The organism is Actinophytocola xanthii, from assembly GCF_001921205.1.
GTDB lineage: Bacteria > Actinomycetota > Actinomycetes > Mycobacteriales > Pseudonocardiaceae > Actinophytocola > Actinophytocola xanthii.
Window position 1 is genome coordinate 163,630 of the sequence record NZ_MSIE01000002.1, and the last position, 19,637, is coordinate 183,266.

At 72.1% G+C, this 19,637-nt stretch carries 15 protein-coding genes; 6 read left to right on the forward strand and 9 right to left on the reverse strand.

Features of this window, described 5'->3' with window-relative positions; all coding sequences use genetic code 11:
* Position 1: 1 nt before the first annotated feature.
* Entirely contained in the window at positions 2-697 is a 696-nt protein-coding gene (locus BU204_RS02400; protein WP_075123826.1) for a transglutaminase-like domain-containing protein, read from the forward strand.
* A 41-nt stretch (positions 698-738) separates the two neighbouring features.
* On the opposite strand, the gene BU204_RS02405 is transcribed toward BU204_RS02400, so the two are convergent.
* The 3 genes from BU204_RS02405 to BU204_RS02415 form a co-directional block, all read right to left on the reverse strand.
* The gene (locus tag BU204_RS02405) at positions 739-3,237 is read right to left on the reverse strand and encodes a caspase, EACC1-associated type (RefSeq protein ID WP_075123827.1); all 2,499 of its coding nucleotides are present in this window, start codon (positions 3,235-3,237) and stop codon (positions 739-741) included.
* Positions 3,238-3,240: 3 nt separating this feature from the next.
* Positions 3,241-3,621, reverse strand: a complete 381-nt coding sequence (locus tag BU204_RS02410) for an effector-associated constant component EACC1 (RefSeq protein WP_075123828.1) — start codon at positions 3,619-3,621, stop codon at positions 3,241-3,243.
* Between the two features lie 63 nt (positions 3,622-3,684).
* A complete protein-coding gene (locus BU204_RS02415; RefSeq protein WP_083660935.1) occupies positions 3,685-4,425 on the reverse strand; it encodes a carbonic anhydrase family protein in 741 nt (246 codons plus the stop codon).
* 252 nt (positions 4,426-4,677) lie between these two features.
* Between BU204_RS02415 and BU204_RS02420 the strand changes: the two genes are divergently transcribed.
* Complete coding sequence (locus BU204_RS02420; RefSeq protein ID WP_143229263.1) at positions 4,678-8,391, forward strand: S8 family serine peptidase; 3,714 nt, start codon at positions 4,678-4,680, stop codon at positions 8,389-8,391.
* Between the two features lie 50 nt (positions 8,392-8,441).
* Here the strand turns inward: BU204_RS02420 and BU204_RS02425 are convergent, their stop codons facing one another.
* The 4 genes from BU204_RS02425 to BU204_RS02440 form a co-directional block, all read right to left on the reverse strand.
* A complete protein-coding gene (locus tag BU204_RS02425; RefSeq protein WP_083660936.1) occupies positions 8,442-9,386 on the reverse strand; it encodes a GDSL-type esterase/lipase family protein in 945 nt (314 codons plus the stop codon).
* Positions 9,387-9,630: 244 nt separating this feature from the next.
* Positions 9,631-10,323, reverse strand: coding sequence for a MerR family transcriptional regulator (locus BU204_RS02430; RefSeq protein WP_075123942.1), 693 nt, complete (start codon positions 10,321-10,323; stop codon positions 9,631-9,633).
* A gap of 74 nt (positions 10,324-10,397) precedes the next feature.
* On the reverse strand, positions 10,398-10,883 hold the full coding sequence (locus BU204_RS02435; protein WP_075123832.1) for a hypothetical protein: 486 nt from the start codon (positions 10,881-10,883) through the stop codon (positions 10,398-10,400).
* Positions 10,880-11,230 carry a peptidoglycan-binding domain-containing protein gene (locus BU204_RS02440; protein WP_075123833.1) on the reverse strand — a complete coding sequence of 117 codons (351 nt, stop codon included), beginning with the start codon at positions 11,228-11,230 and terminating at the stop codon, positions 10,880-10,882. The genes BU204_RS02435 and BU204_RS02440 overlap by 4 nt, the downstream gene beginning before the upstream one ends.
* 135 nt (positions 11,231-11,365) lie before the next feature.
* Here BU204_RS02440 and BU204_RS02445 point away from each other — a divergent pair, with 135 nt between their 5' ends.
* Positions 11,366-12,388, forward strand: coding sequence for an LLM class flavin-dependent oxidoreductase (locus BU204_RS02445; protein WP_075123834.1), 1,023 nt, complete (start codon positions 11,366-11,368; stop codon positions 12,386-12,388).
* On the opposite strand, the gene BU204_RS02450 is transcribed toward BU204_RS02445, so the two are convergent.
* Complete coding sequence (locus BU204_RS02450) at positions 12,354-13,397, reverse strand: SDR family NAD(P)-dependent oxidoreductase (RefSeq protein ID WP_075123835.1); 1,044 nt, start codon at positions 13,395-13,397, stop codon at positions 12,354-12,356. The two genes, BU204_RS02445 and BU204_RS02450, sit on opposite strands and share 35 nt — an antisense overlap.
* A gap of 73 nt (positions 13,398-13,470) precedes the next feature.
* Between BU204_RS02450 and BU204_RS02455 the strand changes: the two genes are divergently transcribed.
* On the forward strand, positions 13,471-14,394 hold the full coding sequence (locus BU204_RS02455; protein WP_075123836.1) for an AraC family transcriptional regulator: 924 nt from the start codon (positions 13,471-13,473) through the stop codon (positions 14,392-14,394).
* Positions 14,395-14,449: 55 nt separating this feature from the next.
* The gene (locus tag BU204_RS02460; RefSeq protein WP_075123837.1) at positions 14,450-18,205 is read left to right on the forward strand and encodes a glycoside hydrolase family 2 TIM barrel-domain containing protein; all 3,756 of its coding nucleotides are present in this window, start codon (positions 14,450-14,452) and stop codon (positions 18,203-18,205) included.
* 8 nt (positions 18,206-18,213) lie between these two features.
* Here BU204_RS02460 and BU204_RS02465 read toward each other — a convergent pair whose 3' ends face one another.
* The gene (locus BU204_RS02465; RefSeq protein WP_075123943.1) at positions 18,214-18,615 is read right to left on the reverse strand and encodes a hypothetical protein; all 402 of its coding nucleotides are present in this window, start codon (positions 18,613-18,615) and stop codon (positions 18,214-18,216) included.
* A 206-nt stretch (positions 18,616-18,821) separates the two neighbouring features.
* Here BU204_RS02465 and BU204_RS02470 point away from each other — a divergent pair, with 206 nt between their 5' ends.
* Entirely contained in the window at positions 18,822-19,637 is an 816-nt protein-coding gene (locus tag BU204_RS02470) for a MerR family transcriptional regulator (protein WP_075123838.1), read from the forward strand.

Here is a 19,637-nt window from a genome sequence, read left to right on the forward strand (position 1 = left end):
CGTGGACGAGTCCACCATCGCCCCGACGGAGTTCCTCGACCACGAGTCACCACAGGTCCGCGAGCTCGTGGCGAGCACCATCGGGGACGAGAAGAACCTCACCAGCCGCGCGGTCGCGCTGTTCTACGCCGTGCGCGACGGGCTGCGCTACGAGGTCTACGGCAGCGACCTGTCCCGAGAGGGCATGCGCGCCAGCGCGATCATCGACCGCGGCTACGGTTTCTGCATTCACAAGTCGTTGGTCTACGCCGCCGCCGTCCGCGCGGCCGGCATCCCGAGCCGTCTGGTGTTCGGGGACGTCCGCAACCACCTGGCGTCCCCGCGCCTGCGCGAGCTGGTCGGCGGCGACCTGTTCCGGTTCCACTGCCTGACCGAGGTCCAGCTCGACGGCCGCTGGATCAGGGCCACACCGGTGTTCAACAGGATGCTGTGCCGCCTGTACCGGATCGCCCCGCTCGACTTCGACGGCCGGACCGACAGCGTCTACCACCCGTACGACGAGCAGGGTCGTCGGCACATGGAGTTCGTCCGCTGGCACGGCGAGTTCGCCGACTTCCCCTACGACCTCGTCGTGAACGGCATCCGGGACGCGCACCCCCGGCTGTTCGCGAGCAGCCGGCACACCACCGGCGGCTCCCTCGAGGAGGAGTCGGCGGACCAGCGTCGCCTGCTGGAGCGCTCGTCGGCAGTGGTCTGAGGGTCGGGCCGGGACGGTGGAGGGCTCGCAGCCGTCCCGGCTCACCTGTCTGCGGCATGGACCAACCAGTCGATGGTATGGCTGACCGAGTTCGTGGACGGGTCGATGACCGAGATGGTTCGGTTGTCGCTGGCGACGTAGACGTGCTCGCCGGAACTGTCGACGGCGACGGCCGTGGGGTGCGGTCCTACCCGGATCGGCGGGCCGGCCACCGAGCTGGTGGCCACGTCGACCACGGACACCGTGTCGGACTCGGCGCTGGGCACGTACATGCGTGAGTTGTCCGGCAGCAGCGCGAGGTCCGCCGGCGCCTCGACAGTGATCGACTCGCTGGTCATCGCGCCCGGTTCGACCAGGGACAGGCGGTCCTTCTCGGCGCAGCCGAGCCAGAACGAGCCGGTGGGGCTGGCGAGCACCGTCTCGCCGCACATGGTGGCGTCCTCGACGTGGCCGTTGTCGATGCCGACCCAGGCGATCCAGGAGCCCGCCGCGATGTAGACGCGCTGGTCGGTCGGGTCCACGGCGACATCGCGTGGTTCCTCGGGTAGGCGTACGGTGCCCGGCCGCACGGTCCCGGTGAAGGTGTCGACAGCCTGGAGGGTGTTTGGCTCCCGGGTGATCACGTAGGCGGTGCGGCCGTCCCGCCGGAACGCGACCCCGACCGGGATGCCGTCCAGCGGGATCGTCTGCTCGTTCATCCCGTGCGTCCGGAACACCGACAGGCTGCGCCGCGTGCGGAACCCCGTGACGAAGACCCGCTCGCCGAGGGGATGGGCGGCGAGGCCCGCGCCCATCCCGGGCGCGAGCTCGGCCCCGAGCTCGCGCTGGTCGACCGTCTCCCGGGTGACCGTGTCGACGACGGTCAAGGTCGGCGGGTTGGTGGAGGTGAGGTAGAGGCGCTCGCCGTCCGGGCTGACCGTCATCGCGCTCACCAGCGGCGCCGGCTGCTCGCTGCCGCCGCTCGACCCCTCGTTCCGGTTCAGCAGGAGCACGAGGGACACCACCAGGGCCCCCACCACGGTGGCGGCGAGAGCGGGGACCAGCACCAGCCGCACCCGGCGGGAACGGAACCACGGCTCGCTGGTGTTCCCGGCGGCGGTGTCGACAGTGGGATCGGGCTCGGTCGCCGCGGTGCCGGGTCCGGCCGCGATGGCGGGAGTGGGGGCGGTGTCGGGCGCGGTGCTGGGGTCGGTCGTGTTGTCGGGGGTGGGGGCGGTGTCGGTCGCGGGGCTGGTGTCCGCCGCGGTGCCGGGTCCGGCCGGGACGGCGGGGGTGGCCGCGGTGTCTTCCGCGGGGCTGGTGTCGGTCGCGGGGCTGGTGTCCGCCGCGGTGCCGGGTCCGGCCGGGACGGCGGGGGTGGCCGCGGTGTCTTCCGCGGGGCTGGTGTCGGTCGCGGGGCTGGTGTCCGCCGCGGTGCCGGGTCCGGCCGGGACGGCGGGGGTGGCCGCGGTGTCTTCCGCGGGGCTGGTGTCGGTCGCGGGGCTGGTGTCCGCCGCGGTGCCGGGCTCGGCCGGGATGGCGGGGGTGGCCGCGGCGTCTGGCGCGGGACCGGTGTGCGTCGCGGGTGGTTCAGGCACCGGGACGGCCGGGGGAGGGGAGGTCAGCGCTCGGTAGCGGGCGGTCGCGGCGGAGGACACCTGTTTGCTGTCGTCCTCGGCGAGGGTCGCGATCGCCTCGCGGACGCGGGTCCGGACCGACTCGTTCCCGATGCGGAGCAGGTGGTCCAGGCCCTCCAGGGCAGCCAGGCGGTCCGCGGCGATGGGGCTGCGCAGGGCGTTGCTCAGGTACGCGGGCAGGGTCCAGTTGACGTTGCGGGCGATGACCGTCCGGCCCTCGACGTTGTCCTGGCGCTTGGGCCGCTGGCGGGGCATCTCCTCGACGACGCGTTCGTGGACGTAGCCGTACAGCTCGTCCAGCGTGATGTCGCCGTCGCCGTCCAGGTCGGCGCTGCCGTCGCGCAGTCCGGCCACCAGGTGGCGGGTGAACACCGACTGCGCCGCCTCGCCGTGCGGAGTGTTGCCCTCGAACGAGTACTGGGTCGAGTCGGAGGCGGTCAGGACCGTCCGGCCGCGGCCCTGGAACCGTTCCAGCGCGTGGACCTCGGGGTCGGCCTTGGGCAGCCGACCGGCCGGGAACGCACCGCTGTAGCAGCAGTCCAGGATCAGCACCTGCCGCCGCGAGGCGCACCCGCTCATCGCCTGGTCGATCTGCTCGGCCGGGAGCGCGGTGAACAGCAGGCTGTCCCGGCGCGTGTTTGTCATCGCCAGGTAGAGCCGACCGCCGTCGTCCTTGAGACCGTGGCCGGTGAAGTACAGCAGCACGAGGTCGTCGCGGCGACAGTCCCGGTAGAGCTCGCCGATGGCCTCGCCGACGCGGTGGTGTGGCTCGTTCACCAGCGTGTCGACCTCGAAGCCCGCGATGTCCGGGTCCGCGAGCACCTCGGCCAGCGCCTCGGCGTCGTGCGGCGGCGAGGTCAGGCGCCGCAGCCCGGGGTCGAGATACTCGTAGGTCGCGATCAGCAGCGCGAGACGCCGGCCCATGCACTACCCGTCGCTCGTGTGCCTGCGGACGTAAGCCTCGACCAGGGCACGCTGCTGCGCGTCGGTCGCCCGGTCGATCTCGATCGTGTCCCCGTCGATCGTCAGGGAGATCCGGTGCTGTCCGGTTCGCCTGCCGAGCCAGTCCCGCAGTGCCTCGACCAGCACCGTGAACACCCCGCCGGACGCACCCAGCGCCAGGACGGCCGCGCCGAGCGTCACCGGGTCGGCGGCCTTCGCCCCCTCGGGCGCGGTGCCCGCCGGCGCGGGGCGCACCTCGGCCAGGTCGAGCTCGACCAGCTCGGCCCTGAGGGACCGGGAGAGCCGGTCGGCGTCCTCGGGATCGGTCTCCGGGTCCGGCTCCAGGACCACCAGCACCTCGGCCATGTGCGCACCGCCTTGGGTCACCGACAGGTGGTGGGCCGCGAGCGGCCCACCACCATGGTGGGGTCAGTGCTGTGGGACCTCGGTGAGCAGCCGGCCGTTGAGGGGCTGGGTGGCGCGGGAGTTGCCGTGGTCGAACAGGGTCTGGAAGCGGGCGATGGTGGCCCGGGTGACCGTCCGGTCGGCCATCAGGAACCACTGGACGCCCTCGGTGAACGGGGCGGTGGTCAGCGAGCCCTGGTAGCGGATCGTGCTGTGGTTGGCCGGGAGGAGGCTGGCCAGGTCGATCGACGGCACGGCAACCGGGTCACCGCACTCCGGCGACAGGCGGGCGAGCACGGTGTCCACAGTGGAGCGTGGACCCGGGCGGAGCGGGACGCCGACCACGAGGAGCCGGCCCTCGGCGCTGCGGTGCACCAGGTGCATCTCCAGGGGGAGCGAGTGACCGCCGAAGCGGTGCTCGGACGGGGTGTGGAAGTGGAACTGCTCCAGCTCGTAGCGCACGCCGGCGACGGTGACGTGCGCGGTGCCCGCCGGGACGCGCGCCTCCTCGGTCTCCTCGTGGTGCCTGGTCCGACAGCCGTTCGGGCTGTCCTGGTCCTTGCGGACGTAGGCCAGCTCGACAGCCGTACGCCCGTAGGACACGCGTAACGGCGGCTGGGTCCGGTCGACGTCGACGGCGGACCTGACGACGTCGACCGGGCTCTGCCGCGGTACCTGGGACTGTGCTGTCGTGCCTGTTCCCCCGACCGCGGCCAGCGCCACGGGCACGGTCAGCAGCACGGCGGAAAGACGCTTGCTCCTCACGGACTACTCCCAACCCCGAGATGGACTCTGCCGCCCGGCGAGGAGGGTCCTCGTCGGGCGCACACAATCCAAGCCGAAGAAATCCGTGCAATGGCCCGGATCTGGGCGCGGCGAGCAGCGCGAAGACCCCAGAAGGAAACGAACCGGACTATTCGCCGTATGAGACGCCTCACGACGAATTGGCACGAGAGGTAAACGCCCGGGCGGCCTGCGGCGTAGTAACGAGAGGAACTCCGACTGTGAGGAGACGTGGTGGGTCGACTGAGATGGTGGCGTCGTCGGGCGGTTGGCGTGGTGGCGGTCGCGCTGGCCGCGGGCACGACGGCGGTGCCCGGGCCGGGGGCGGTGGCCGAACCCGCCCCCGCCGGCGACCGGGGTGAGCCGGTCAGGGTCACGCTGGTCAGCGGGGACCGGGTGGAGCTGTGGGGGACCGACCCGTCAGCCCCGGTGCGGATCGAGCCGGCATGGCGCACCCGCCCGGTGCCGTTTCAGGACTACTGGCACAACGGCAACCGGTACGTCGTTCCCGCCGACGCGGCGCGGCTGGTGGGCAACGGCACGCTGGACCGTGAGCTGTTCAACGTCACCGGGCTGGTCCGGCAGCGCTACGACGACGCGCACACCCCGTCGGTGCCGTTGCTGGTCGAGTACACCGACGCGCGGGCCCGCTCGCGGGCCGCGGTGCCGACGGGTGCCTCGGTGCGCCGGGCGCTGCCCGAGCTCAACCTGACCGCCCTGGACCAGAAGAAGGCCAGCGCCTCGGTCTTCTTCGGCGAGCTGGCCGGGGACAGGCCCAACGCCCGGAGCGCGGCCGGGGTGCGCAGGGTGTGGCTGAACAAGCGGGTCCGGGCCACGCTGGACCAGAGCGTGCCGCAGGTCGGCGCGCCGACGGCCTGGCAGCGCGGGCTGACCGGGGCCGGGGTGCGGGTCGCCGTGCTCGACACCGGGATCGACACCGACCACCCGGACCTGACCGACACGACCGCGGTCAGCCAGGACTTCACCGGCACCGGCGGGGTCGAGGACGGCCACGGGCACGGAACGCACGTCGCGTCGATCATCACGGGGACCGGCGCCGCCTCGGACGGGCGGTACCGCGGGGTGGCGCCGGACGTCACGCTCGCGGTCGGCAAGGTGCTCGACGACGACGGCTGGGGCACCGAGGACGGCGTGCTCGCCGGGATGCGGTGGGCCGCCGCGGAGTCCGGCGCGAAGGTCGTGAACATGAGCCTGGGCAGCGTCCCCACCGACGGCCAGGATCCGATGTCGGTCGCGGTGAACACGTTCAGCCGCCAGTACGGGACGCTGTTCGTGATCGCCGCCGGCAACGACGGGGCGGATCAGACGGTGAACTCCCCGGCGGCCGCGGACGACGCGCTCACGGTCGGCAGCGTGTCCACGAGCGACGAGCCGAGCTGGTTCTCCAGCCGCGGCCCGCGGGTCGGGGACGGCGGGGCCAAGCCGGAGATCAGCGCCCCGGGCGGGGCCATCGTCGCGGCCCGGCCGGCCGGTGTGCCGCCGCTGGGCGAGCCGGTCGGCGAGGACTACCAGCGCCTCGACGGCACCTCGATGGCCACCCCGCACGTGGCCGGCGCCGCGGCGATCCTGGCCCAGCAACACCCGGACTGGCGCGGGCCCGCACTGAAGTCGGCCCTGGTCAGCAGCGCCCAGGAGATACCGGACGCCGGCGTGTACCAGGTTGGCACCGGCCGGCTGGACCTCGTGCGGGCGACCGCGACGCCGGTCGTGGCCACCGCCGCGGTGTCGGCCTACCTGCCCTGGCCGAACGCGGGGTCACAGGAGCGCCGGACGGCCACCTGGACCAACACCAGCGACGCGCCGATCACGCTGTGGCTGCGTGCCGACCTCGTCGACGGAAGGGGCCAACCCGCGCCGACGGGCCTGGTCACCCTGGCCCAGGACCGCGTCACCGTGCCGGCCGGCGGCAGCGCGCCGGTCGAACTGGTCGTCACCGGACAGGAGGGCCGGACCGGGACCTACTCCGGGGTGCTTGTGGCGACCGACGCCGGCGGCGCGGTCCGCACCCGCACCGCGGTCTCGGTGTACCAGCAGGAGCAGCGGTTCGAGCTCACGCCGAAGCTGCTCGACCGCACCGGTGCCGAACCCGAGCCCTACGGCGCGTCGTTCGTGATTATCAACGACCTGGAGTCCGGCGAGAGCTACCTGGGCGAGGGGGGTCAGGCGATCAGCCTGCCCCGCGGCCGGTACGCCCTGCATGCCGCGATCAGCACCGAGGAGCCGGGCCGCCCGGCGTCGCACGCGATGATCAGCCATCCCGAGCTGAACCTCGACCGGGACCTGACCCAGGTGCTCGACGCCCGCATCGGTCAGCCGGTCACCGCCGAGCCGGACAACCCGGACGCCCGCGGCGGGACTCACGCTGTCACCGCCATGTCCCGGACCGAGAGCTGCGACTGTCGTGCCACGTTCACGCTGGAGAGCGACGCGCAGTTCGAGCCGCTCTACGCGGCGACCGTGCCGGGGACGTCCTCGGACGCCTACGCGCTCGCCCACGCCCGCCGAGCCACCGAGCCGGACCTGGAGCTGGTGGCCGACGACGGGCAGCCGTTCGACGTCAACCTCCAGGTGCTCTTCGGCACCCCGCCGACCGAGCGGACGAGGCTCACCGCGGTGTTCGGCGGCGAGGGCACTCCGGAGGACCTCGCCGCGATCGACGCCACCGGGAAGCTCGTGGTGATCGAGCTCGAGTGGCCTGGCGACAAGAACGAGTTCATCCGCCGGGGCGTCAACATCGCCAAGGCGGGCGGCAAGCTGGCCATGATCCGGATCCTCGACCCCGACTCCGAGCCGCCACCGCCGAACGACGATCCGATCGAGGGCGAACCGGTACCGGCCTTCTACAACTACGACGCCACCGCGGACCGGCTGGTCGAGCTGGTCAAGCGGGGCGAGACCACGGTCGACTACGTCAGCCGGGCGACCACCGACCTGCGCTACGAGCTGGTCCACGGGGTCGAGCGGCAGCTCACCGCGCCGCTCACCTACCGGCCGCGGACCAGCGACCTCGCCACCCTGCGCGCGACCTACCACGACAACGCGCCGAACACGCCCGGCTTCACCGCGTTCGCCACGATGTTCGGAACCTACGTCGGCACCGGGACAGTCGCGCGGACGGCGTCGCAGCAGGAACGGGTGGAGTACTTCACCCCCGGCGAGTGGGACCTGGCCTGGACCACCGGCCCGAGCCTCCTCGCCGACACCGCGACGCTCGCCGCCCACCGGCCGCCCACCCGAATCGCGTGGAACAAGGCGGTGACCGGGCCGTCGCTGCGCGGTACGACGATCAACTACATCCACGAGGACCCGCACCCGTGGGGGTGGCGGGACGACGGGCGGATGAGCGTCGCGCTGCCGATGTACGGCGACGCCGCCGGACGGCCCCGGATGGTGAGCAGGTTCCACGACCCCACCGGTTCGGTCACCGTGTACCGGGACGGAACGGAGCTGGGCACGGCTCCGGTGACGCGGTTCGTCGACGTCGCGGTGCCGGGCCAGGACTCGTCCTACCGGGTCGTCGCCGACGCCCGGCAGGACAACCCCGCCTGGCCGCTGTCCACTGTGGTCCAGGCGGAGTGGACCTTCCGCTCCTCGGCGGAGGGCGACGGCAGGGCGCTGCCGATGCTGACCGCCCGGTTCGACCCGGCTGTGGACCTGCGCAACCGGGCGCCCGGCGGCCGGCTGTTCTCCTTCCCGGCCCATGTGGAGCGGCAGGACGGTGCCGCCCGGGTCACCTCGCTGTCGGTGGACGTGTCCTACGACGACGGGGCGACCTGGCAGCCGGCGCAGGTCCGGCGGGACCAGGGCCACTGGCGGGTGACCGTGCGGCACCCTCGGACCGGCTACGTCTCGCTGCGGACGCGGGTCGAGGACGTGGACGGGAACGGGCTGACGCAGACGATCGTCCGTGCGTACCAGCTCGGCTGAGCGGTTCCCGGTTCGGCGGCGTCTCGTTCCGGGGTGCCGCCGGACCGGGCTCAGCCGGGAACGGCCGCCAGGACGGCGGAGGCGATGACCCGGTGACCGGCGGGCGTGGGATGGACGTCGGCGCGATCGCAGAAGTAGGTGAGCTCGCAGATCCTGGCCACGGGCTCCGGAACCGGGCCGTAGGTCGGGTCCCGGGTGGTCTCGGTCAACGGTTGGTAGCCGCCGGTCGCGGCGGTGACGTCGACGAACCCCGCGCGGACCTTGTCGTACTCGGCCCGCAGGGCGGTGTTGAGGACATCGCGGAACAGCGGCACCGACAGGCGCGCGAGGTCCTGACCGTCCGGGAACACCGGCGACACCCAGGCACCGAGGAACACGTCGGGGTAGGTGAGACCCACGATCGGCGCGTCGCCGGCGGCCTCGCGCAGAACGGGCAGGACCTCGGCGAGGTTGGCCTGGATCTCGGTCACCGCCTCGGCGGCGCACGTCGCGGCCTGGGAGGTGGTGGTGGCCCGCGCGCACGGAGTCAGGTCGTTCCCCCCGATGACGACGGTCACCAGGCTTACCCGTCCCTGATTCTCACGCAGCGTCCGCACGGCGGCGTCGAGCTGGGTGCGGCCGGTCGGGTCGGGTGCGTCGAGCGCGCGGTTGCCGGGCGCGCAGCCCGACCCCTCGCGCAGCCCCGCCGACGTGGCCCCGCTGCAGGCGACGTTGACCAGTCGCAGGTTCGACCGTGCGGCGACCAGGTAGGCGAACCCGTCCGGGCTGGGGCCGGCGGGCACCCCGTCCGCCGCCGGGCGGTAGCCGGTCGCGTAGGAGTCGCCCACCGACACGTACACCCCGCCGGCTACCGGCACGCCGCTCGTGCTGGTGCTGGAGGTGGTGGCGCTGGGGGGAGCCGTGCTCGGAGGAGCCGTGGACGTGGCGTCCGGTCCTCCTCCGGTACACGCCGCGAGGAGCGCGAGCAGCCCTGCGAGCAACACGGGTCTGGTCACGGCGCCGCGGCACCGCGGGGGAAGGGGTGCTCCATGGCACGAGTGTCACACAGGCCAACCGAGACCGCGCCGGCAAGCGACGTGTTCTGAAAAGATTTCCAAATCGCGAGGGCGCTGTCATACCACAATTTGTTCACGTAATACCGGCCGTCGTCGGACTCGGCATTCGTCATTCGTCTTTTCGGGGGAGGCGTTTTTTGCGCGTCGCGGTTGTCGGCGGCGGAGGTGTCGGGAGGTCGACCGGCTACCCCTGGAGCTGGGTGAGGTAGGCGTCGAGCTGGGCCGCGCCGGCCAGCAGGGTGCGGCTGCGCGTGGTGAGCCGGTCCTGCCAGGAGGCGAGGAAGGTGCTCAACGCGTCCGCCCCGCCCGCCTCGCGCAGCGAGCGGACGAACCGCGCGACCTTGCTCAAGGGGTAGCCGCCTCGGCGCAGTTGACGGGCGATCTCGGCGTCCCACACGGGGTCGGGTCCGTACTGGCGGTAGCCCGTGACTCGGTCGCGCTCGGGGTGCAGGATGCCTTCGGTCTCCCACGTGCGCAGCGTCGCCGGGTGCACGTCGAGCCGGTGGGCGAGCTCGCCCACGGTCAGCGGGCGACCGCGTACCGGCGCGGGGGTGGCGGTGGACAGGCTGGCGAGTGCCGTCGCGACCTCGGTTCGCGTGTCGCGTTCGGCCAGCAGCGCGACGTGTGCGGCGTCGATGAGCCGGTAGGCCGCCTCGAGGTCGCCGCTGTTGGTCGCGCGCATGATCTCCGTCGCCTGCTGGTGCCCGTGGCCGCCGCGCAGCGCGAGGAAGGCACGGAGGGCCTGCGCGTGCAGGGAGGTGTAGCGCCGGTAGCCGGTCTCGCCGCGTTCGGCCTGCGGGAGGATGCCGGCCTCCTCGTAGTTGCGGACCGCCTGTGCGGACATCCCGTGCTCCCTGGCGAGGTCGATCGGGCGCAGCGGGATACCTCCGGTTGTGCGGCTGGAGCCGGTACGTCTCGGCCGCCCAACGATAGCGCTGGCGACCCGGCAGGTCAGCGAGCGAACAGCGTCTCCAGCTCGATCCCGACCCCGAGGCCGGTGGTGAACCCCGCCGTCCAGGCGCCGGCGCTGTTGTACCGGCCGCTGAACCCCACCTCGCCGAACAGGTACAGGTTCGAGCGCCGGACCGGGTACTTCACCCCGCCCTGGAGGAAGTCCACGACCCAGGCGTGCTCGGTCGAGTCGTGGCCGAACTGGTGGGCGACGCCCTGCTCGAGGCTGAGCTCCAGCTGCGAGCCCAGCGCCCGCCAGCTCCGTTGGACCAGCGTCCAGCCGAACTTCGCCTGCCAGGTGAAGTCGGTGGAGTAGGTGAACGAGAAGGCCGGGTCGCTCGGGTTGACCAGCCCGAACAGCGGCCGGCTCAGCAGGTGGACGTCGTTCTGGGTGTAGGCGAAGGTCATCGTCGCCTCGAAGCCCTCGCTGGTGTCGCCCTCGGCCGCCGCCTCGGCGGAGACCGCGCCGTACTGGGGGGAGGTCATGAGGTTCTCCCGGCGTTGGCAGGCAGGTCGTCGAGCTGTTCGATCGTGTACTGCTCGTCCGGTGCCGCGACCTCCACCTGGAGGGAGACCGCGATGTCGTTCGGCGGCCGGTGCGACTGCTCACCGCCCGCCGGTTCGCCGGTGAGCGCCGCCCACGTGCCCGGGTCACAGCTGCCGGTGGCCGCCAGCCCGTGCCGCTGCTGGACCGCGGCGACCGCCTGCTCGGTCGCCGCGCAGTACTCCCCGGCCTGGAAGCCGCTACCCACCTGGTGGTACTCCAGCAGCTGCTGCAGGTAGGTGACCCATTCCCCGGTGTCGCCCGCGCCGAGCGCCGGTTGCTCCGCCATTGCTCTGTTGTCGCAGGCGGGACGGCCGGGCGCAGGGGCCTCCGGGGCACACGATCGGGCACGGGGAGCTGCCTCGCGGTACGCGCCGGTGCGGTAGTTGAGGAATCAATCAGCGTGCTGTGGCGTTCACGGGGCATGAAGAAGATCGGATTCCTGTCGTTCGGGCACTGGTCGGACGGCCCGCACTCGGGGACGAGGACGGCGTCGGACGCCCTGCTGCAGGCGGTGGACCTGGCCGTGGCCGCGGAGGAGCTGGGTGCTGACGGCGCCTACTTCCGGGTGCACCACTTCGCCAGGCAGCTCGCGTCACCGTTCCCCCTGCTGGCGGCGATCGGCGCGAAGACCGAGCGCATCGAGCTCGGGACCGGGGTCATCGACATGCGGTACGAGAACCCGATGTACATGGCCGAGGACGCCGGTGCGGCGGACCTCCTCGCCGGCGGCAGACTGCAGCTGGGCATCTCCCGCGGGTCACCGGAGCAGGTGATCGACGGGTGGCGGTACTTCGGATTCCAGCCCGCGGAGGGGCAGACGGACGCCGACATGGCCCGCACCCACGCCGAGGTGCTGCTGCGGGTGCTGGAGGGCAGGGGGTTCGCCCAGCCCAACCCGCGTCCGATGTTCGCCAACCCGCCCGGGTTGCTGCGGCTCGAGCCGCACTCCCCGGGACTGCGGGAGCGGATCTGGTGGGGTGCGGGTTCCAACGGCACGGCCGTGTGGGCGGCCGAGCACGGGATGAACCTGATGAGCTCGACGCTGAAGAACGACGAGGGCGGGGCGCCCTTCCACGTGCAGCAGGCCGAGCAGATCCGCGCCTTCCGCAAGGCGTGGGCCGAGGCCGGATGGGAGCGCGAGCCACGCGTGTCGGTCTCGCGCAGCATCTTCGCGCTGACCTCCGACCTCGACCACGCCTACTTCGGCGGCGAGGGGGAGAGCTCGGACCAGGTCGGCTACCTCGATGCCAGCACGCGCGCGATCTTCGGCCGCACCTACGCCGCGGAGCCCGACGTGCTGGTGGAGCAGCTGGCCGAGGACGAGGCGATCGCCGAGGCGGACACGCTGCTGCTGACCGTGCCCAACCAGCTGGGCGTCGACTACAACGCGCACGTGCTCGAGAGCATCCTCACCCACGTCGCTCCGGCACTCGGCTGGCGCTGAGCAGCCGCTCGCTGAGCTCCCACAGCCGTCGGGCCGAGCTCGGGTCGACGGCGTGGGGCACGACTTCGGACGGGACGTCCTCGCTGGTGCCGAAGGCGACGGGCCTCGGGGTGTCCAGCGGCGAGATGTCGTTGTCCTTGAGGTAGACGCCGCCGATGTCGGCGAGCAGCGGGCTGGTGGCGGCGAACACGCTCGTGCTGGCCCCCTGCTGCGGCGTCTTCATCTCGCGTGCGGGGTCGCGGACCGGTCGCCCGGACTCGTCGAGCAGGCCCATCGCCCGCAGCTCCTCGTCGCTGAGCCAGGCGGTCCGCTCCTCGCCCTCGGCCAGCCACGGACCCAGGTTCGTGCCGAGGACGATCCCGGGGTGCACCGCATAGCCGCGGATGCCCTCGGCGGCCCAGCGACGGTCCAGCTCGACCGCGAACAGGACGTTGGCCGTCTTGGACTGACCGTAGGCCAGCATGCCCAGGTCGTCGTAGCCCGTGGTGAAGTGCGGGTCGTCCCAGCGGATGTCGGAGAGGCGGTGGCCGCCGGAGGTCACGTTGACCACCCGCGCGCCGTGGGCGGCACGTAGGGCCGGCAGCAGGGCCAGCGTCAGCTGGAAGTGGCCGAGGTGGTTGGTCGCGAACTGCACCTCGTAGCCGCGGTCGTCCCGGACCAGCGGGCCGGCCATGATGCCGGCGTTGTTGACCAGGACATGCAGCGGGCGGCCGGAGTCGAGGTACCGCGCGGCGAAGGCGTCGATCGAGGCCGGGTCGAGCAGGTCGAGGCGGTCGGTTCGGACGCGGTCGAGCCCGGCCAGCCGTGCCGCCGCGCGGTCGGGGTTGCGCGCGGCCACGGTGACCGACGCGCCGGCCCCCGCCAGGGCGCGGGTGGTCTCCAGGCCGATGCCGTTGTGGCCGCCGGTGACGACCACGTGCGTGCCGGAGAGGTCGAGGCCGCGGACGACGTCCTCGGCGGTCGCCGCCGCGGTGAAGCCGGTTCCGATGGGATGCTGTCTGTGGTTCATGGCTCCAGCCTGCGCCGACCGGCCCGTACTCTGAATAGTTGTCAGTCCGCATTTCTTGCGCGATAGTACGACCGTGGACCAGCTGTCCGAGGTGTTCGACCTCGTCGAGGTGCGCGGGCTCGTGACCGGCGGGTTCGCGGTGGGGGGTCCCTGGGTGTCCTACGGCGCCATTCGGGATCCGATGAAGCTCATCGCGGTCGTGCGTGGCCGGCTCCGGCTCGCCACCGACGGCATCGACGGTCCGATCCTGCTCGAGCCTGGCGACGTCGCGATCCTGAACAACCGGGCATGGCTGGAGCTGCGCGGCGGCACCGGCGACGGACCGCCCCGCGAGATCGTCCCGGAGGAGAACGACCTGGCCACCCGGATCGAGGGGACCGCCGCCGGGACCGACGACGTGGTCATCGGGGGCCGGGTCGACCTCAACCCGACCGGTCAGGCCCTGCTGCTCCAGGCGCTTCCGCCGGTGGGACACGTCCGGGCCTCGGCGGCCACGGCAACGAACCTGCGCGCCAGCCTCGACCGGCTGTTCGAGGAAGTGGCCGGCAACCGCATCGGCTCGGAGTTCGCGGTCCGGCAGTACGGCCAGCTCCTGCTGCTCGAGGTGCTGCGGGCCTACCTCGACCAGACCGAGCTCCCCCCGGGATGGCTGCGGCTGCTGATCGACGAACGACTGCGGCCGGCACTGGGCCTGATGCACGCCGAACCGGGGCGGCCCTGGGGTCTGGCGGAGCTCGCGCGAGCCGCGGCGATGTCGCGGACCTCCTTCGCCGACCGCTTCCGCGCCGTGGCGGGCATGCCCCCGCTGGCCTACCTCAACCGCTGGCGCATGCTGCTGGCCCAGCGCGCCCTCCGCGACCGCGACGTCCGCGTCGGGTCCCTCGCGGCGGAGCTGGGCTACTCCTCGGAGAGCGCGTTCAGCACGGCGTTCAAACGCGAGGTAGGGGAGTCCCCGCTGCGCTATCGCTACCGGATGCGTGACCACGCGACTACCTGACGTGTCGGGTCAGCGCTAGCATCGGACACCTGCCGGCGGAGTCGGGGAGGTCGCGATGCGCGGTCTGGTCGTTGTCGTTGCGGTGGCACTCCTCGGCGGGGCGGTGGCGACGGCCCCGGCCGCCGCAGCCCCGGCGGCCGGCGTGCCGGGCGGCGACGTCTACGCCTACCTGGAGAATCCGGGGATGGTCGCGGAGGGGCAGCGCCCGCACCACGCGTTCCTGCGGCCCCACGAGGACATCCGCTCGGCGGCGCGCGGGGACGAGCGGAGCCGCTACGCCAGGTCCCTGGACGGGGAGTGGCGCATCGCGATGGCCGACCTGCCGGAGAAGGTCCCGACCGGTTTCCACGCCGCCGGCTACGACACCTCGGGCTGGCGGCGGGTGCGGGTGCCGCACACCTGGCAGACCGACGGGCTCGACCACCCGATCTTCCGGAACATCGCCACCGAAATCCAGCCCGACGACCCGCCACGCGTGCCGAGGGACGTCAACCCGACCGCCGCCTACGCCCGGAACTTCGACGTGCCCGCCGACTGGGCCCGACGCGCGACGTTCCTCCGTTTCGAGGGTGTGACCTCGGGCTACTTCGTCTGGGTCAACGGCCGGTACCTGGGCTACGACCAGGGCGGCTACACGCCGGCCGAGTTCGACATCTCCTCGGCGCTGCGACCGGGCCGCAACCGGCTCGCCGTCCAGGTGCACCGGTGGACCGCCGGCGCCTACCTCGAGGACGTCGACCAGTGGCGCTACGCGGGCATCTTCCGGTCGGTGCACCTCTACTCGACCCCGAGGACCTACCTCGAGGACGTCACACTGCGCACCGACCTCGACCCCACCTACACCGACGCGACGCTCACCGCCGCCGTCGAACTCGGGCACGCACCCGGTGGCGCGACCGGCGAGCACCGGGTGACCGCGAGCCTGCGGGACCCGCGGGGCCGGGAGGTCGGCAGGACGAGCACCCGGGTCGATGTCGAGGGGCCGGCGACGGCGCGGCTCGCCATGCCGGTCCGCGACCCTGCCAAGTGGACGGACGAGACGCCGAACGTCTACACCGTGGTGTTCACCCTCGCCGGCCCGAACGGGCGGGTGAGCCACGTGACGAGCGAGACGGTCGGCTTCCGCGAGATCGAGATCCGCGACCGGGTGCTGCTGGTGAACGGGAAGCGAGTGCTGTTCAAGGGGGTCAACCGGGCGGAGACCGACCCCGAGCACGGCCGACACGTGCCGAGGGCGGCGCAGGAGCGCGACGTCGCGCTGATGGAACAGCTGAACGTGAACGCCGTGCGGACCTCGCACTACCCGTCCGACCCGTACTTCTACGAGCTCGCCGACCGGCACGGGCTGTGGGTCGACGACGAGGTGGACATCGAGACCCACAACCACGAGAACTGCGCCGACTGGTGCCAGGCCAACCAGCCCGAGTGGCGCGCGGCGTTCCTCGACCGGCTCGTGGGCATGGTGGAACGGGACAAGAACCACCCCAGCGTGTTCATGTGGGACACCGGCAACGAGGCCGGCCTCGGCGCCCACCACTTCGCGATGGCGGACTGGCTCGACGCCAACGACCCCACGCGGCCGATCTACCACCAGTCCAACAACCCGGACGGGGACGCGCCGTTCGCGGACGTGTGGGGACCGCGTTACCCGTCGCCGGAGAGGTTCGCCCAGCAGGCGGTGAGCACGACCAAGCCGGTGATCCTGGGCGAGTACGCCCACGCCATGGGCAACAGCCTCGGCAACTTCCGCGAGTTCTGGGACATCGTCCGGGCCAACCCGCAGACCCAGGGCGGGTTCATCTGGGACTGGGCGGAGCAGAGCATCAGCCAGCCGGTGCGGATCGTGCCGGACAGCTCGGGCAACGACATCCTCGCGCACCTCTCGGGCGCTCCGTCGCTTGTGGAGGGACACCGCGGGAAGGGCCTGTACCTGTCCGGTCTGGACGACTTCGTCGAGGTGTACCGCGACCGGCGGCTCGATCTCACCGGGACGGCCGTGACGCTCGACGCCTGGGTGAAGCCGGGGGAGTGGAGCGGCGACTTCCGCATCGTCGGCAAGGGCGACCACCAGTACGCGTTGAAGATGAAGAACGAGAACACGCTGGAGTTCTTCATCCACAGCGGGACCTGGCGTCCGGTGCAGGCCAGGGTGCCCGCGGACTTCTACGGCAACTGGCACCGGGTGAGCGGGACCTACGACGGAACGGTGCTGCGGCTCTACATCGACGGGCGCGAGGTGGCGAGCACGCCGTTCAGCGGCCGGATCGACACCTCCTCGGCGGAGGTGAACATCGGTCGCGACTTCGAGACCTCCTGGAACGACCCGTATGACGTGGGTCGGATGGCGCACGGCGTCGTGGACGACGTCCGCATCTACGACCGGGCGCTGACCCAGGCCGAGCTGTCCAACAGCACGCCGGCCGGGGATGCTTTGCTGGCACTGGACTTCGACCGGATCGAGAAGCGCGGCCGCCATTTGTCCTACGGCTCCAGCCTGTCCGGGTTGGACGGGCTGGTGGGTGCGGACCGCTACCTGCAGCCGGAGACCGCCCAGCTGGCGTGGGCGCAGCAGCCCTTGCGGTTCTCCTACGCAGACGGGACGCTCACCGTCGCGAACGAACGCCAGTGGGTCGGCACGGAGGACCTCCGGTTGCGCTGGCGGGTGAGCGAGGGGGCGAGAGTGGTGGCGCGCGGCGAGCGTCCGCTGCGCATCGGCCCAGCCGCGACGGGAACGGTGCGGCTCCGGGTGCCCGGCAACCCGCGCGACCGCGAGCGGTTCCTGACCGTCGAGGCGGTGACCGCCTTCGGGGGCCCGATGCTGCCGCGTGGCCACGTACTCGCGCACGACCAGTTCCTCCTCGGCGGGACGCGGGTGCCCGGTCTCGACCCGGCGCCGCAGGCGGGCAGCGTGACGACCGCGGAGACCGATGCGTCGGTGGTCGTCACGGCCGGTCCCGGGCGGTACACAGTGGACAAGCGGTCCGGCACGATGTCCTCGATCGTCGTGCGGGGCAGGGAGCTGCTGGCCGGTGGGCCCGAGCTGGACGTGTGGCGCGCGCCCATCAGCAACGAGACGTTCGCCTGGGGACGCGCCGAAGGCGAGGACTGGCGACGGGTCGGCCTCGACCGGTTGGCGACCACGGTCACCGGGGTCACCGTCTCACCCGTGCCGTCGGGGGTCCGGGTGGTCGTCGTCTCGCGGGTGGGGGCGACGGACGTGGCCGACGCCTGGTTCGACCAGACGATGACGTACACGATCGACCGCGGCGGGACGATCCGGCTGGACCACCAGGTGACCCCGCAGGGGAGGGTGCGCTCGCTGACCTACCTGCCGAGGGTCGGCGTGTCGCTGGCGGTGCCGGAGTCCTACGACCGCTTCGCCTGGTACGGCAGGAAGGTGGAGAGCTACGTCGACCGGCGGGAGGGCTCACCGATCGGCGTCCACCGGTCCACGGTCGCCGACCAGTACGTCCCGTACCACCGCCCGCAGGACCACGGCAACCACACCGACGCGCGCTGGGCCCTGCTCACCGACGGCCGCACCGGCGGCCTGCTGGTCGCCGGCGCCAAGGACGTCAGCGTGACCCGCTTCGACGACCTCGACCGGGCGGCGTACCCCTTCCAGCTGCGACCGAACGACGGCTGGCACACCCTGCACGCCTCGCACGCGGTCACCGGCGTCGGGGACACCCCGAACCCGGTGCGGGAGCACTACCAGGTCCAGCAGAACGTGACCCACGAGTACACGCTGACCCTGCGCCCCCTGACCGCGAGCGAGGCCAGAGCCGGCCTACCGACCGGCGCGGGCTGAGTGGATTCTCACCAGCCTCCCTGGACCATTGTCTGGAACAACCATTCGCCGTCCCGCTTCACCAGGAGGTCCCCGTACCGCACGGTCTGGGAGAAGTCCCCGACGGTGATCGTGGCGTCGGTGACCACGAACACGAGGCCGGCGTGGAGGAACACCGGGGTGCGAACCGACTCCATCTGGACGTCGCCGCCGCCGAGCTGCTCGGCCATCGCGGTGAGGAACCGACTCCGGTCCCACGACTCGGCCGACCCGTCGGTCACGGCGTTGACCGGAAACATCGCCATGTCCGCCATCGCCTCGACATCCTTGGCCACCGCCAGGGCGTCCCACTTCTCGAACCACGCGAGGACGCCTGCCACGTCCTCGTCACTCGCCACGAACCCGGCCCCGCGTGTCTGCTCAGCACTCATGGCGACCACTCTACCGTACGGTGTACGGAGTTATTGTCGGCGCTCCGCTTGACCCTGACGCAGGGTCAACCCGCCATCCTGCTGTCCGGAGCGCCGCACAGGACCGGGAGTGCCGCGCCTGAAGGAGGGACATGACGATGGACGCGGCGTACGTCGGCGCGGTGCTCGGCTACCGCCGGAAGATCGCCTGAGGCAGGCTGGGAGCCATGCTCACCATCGGCCAGCTGGCGACCCATGCCGGGGTGACCGTGCGGGCGGTACGCCACTACCACCAGATCGGGCTGCTCCCGGAGCCCGAACGGGACAGCTCCGGCTACCGGACCTACGACGCGGCCGCGGTCGTGCGGCTGATCCGCATTCACACCCTGGCGGCCGCGGGGGTGCCACTGTCGCGGGTGCAGGAGCTCCTCGACGCCGACCAGGACGAGTTCGCCAACGCCATCACCGAGATCGACAAGGAGCTCCGCGCCAGGATCGGACAGCTGCGGGAGACCCGGCGACGGCTCGCCAGGCTCGCCGCCGGCGACCAGCTGGCGCTGCCGGCGAGCGTCCTGGGCTACCTCGATCGCCTGCGTGGGCTCGGCATCGAGGAGTGGTACGTCGAGATGGAGCGGGACGCCTGGATCATGGTCGCCGCCCAGGTGCCGCACCTGATCGACTCCGTGATCTCCGCGAAGCACGAGCAGCTGGACGACCCCGACATGGTGAAGCTCTACACCCTCGTCAACGGCGCACGCGACTGCCCGCCCGACGACCCGCGGGTCGTCGAGTTCGCCGACATCGTGGAGCGCCTGCGGTTCCGTTCCGTGGAGTCCGGAGTGCGGGGGTTCGACGAGTTCGACGACCAGTTCGTCACCTTCCTGGACTCGGTCGTGGCCGAGTCCGCACCGGGCGCGAGGCGGGTCCTGGCGATCCTGGAGGAACGGGGCTGGAAGGGCTGGACCCGCATCGAGCGCGTGCCCGCCGACAGACCCGGGGCCCGGGCCGAGGACGCGTCCGAGGTCGGGGACGGACGCCCGTGA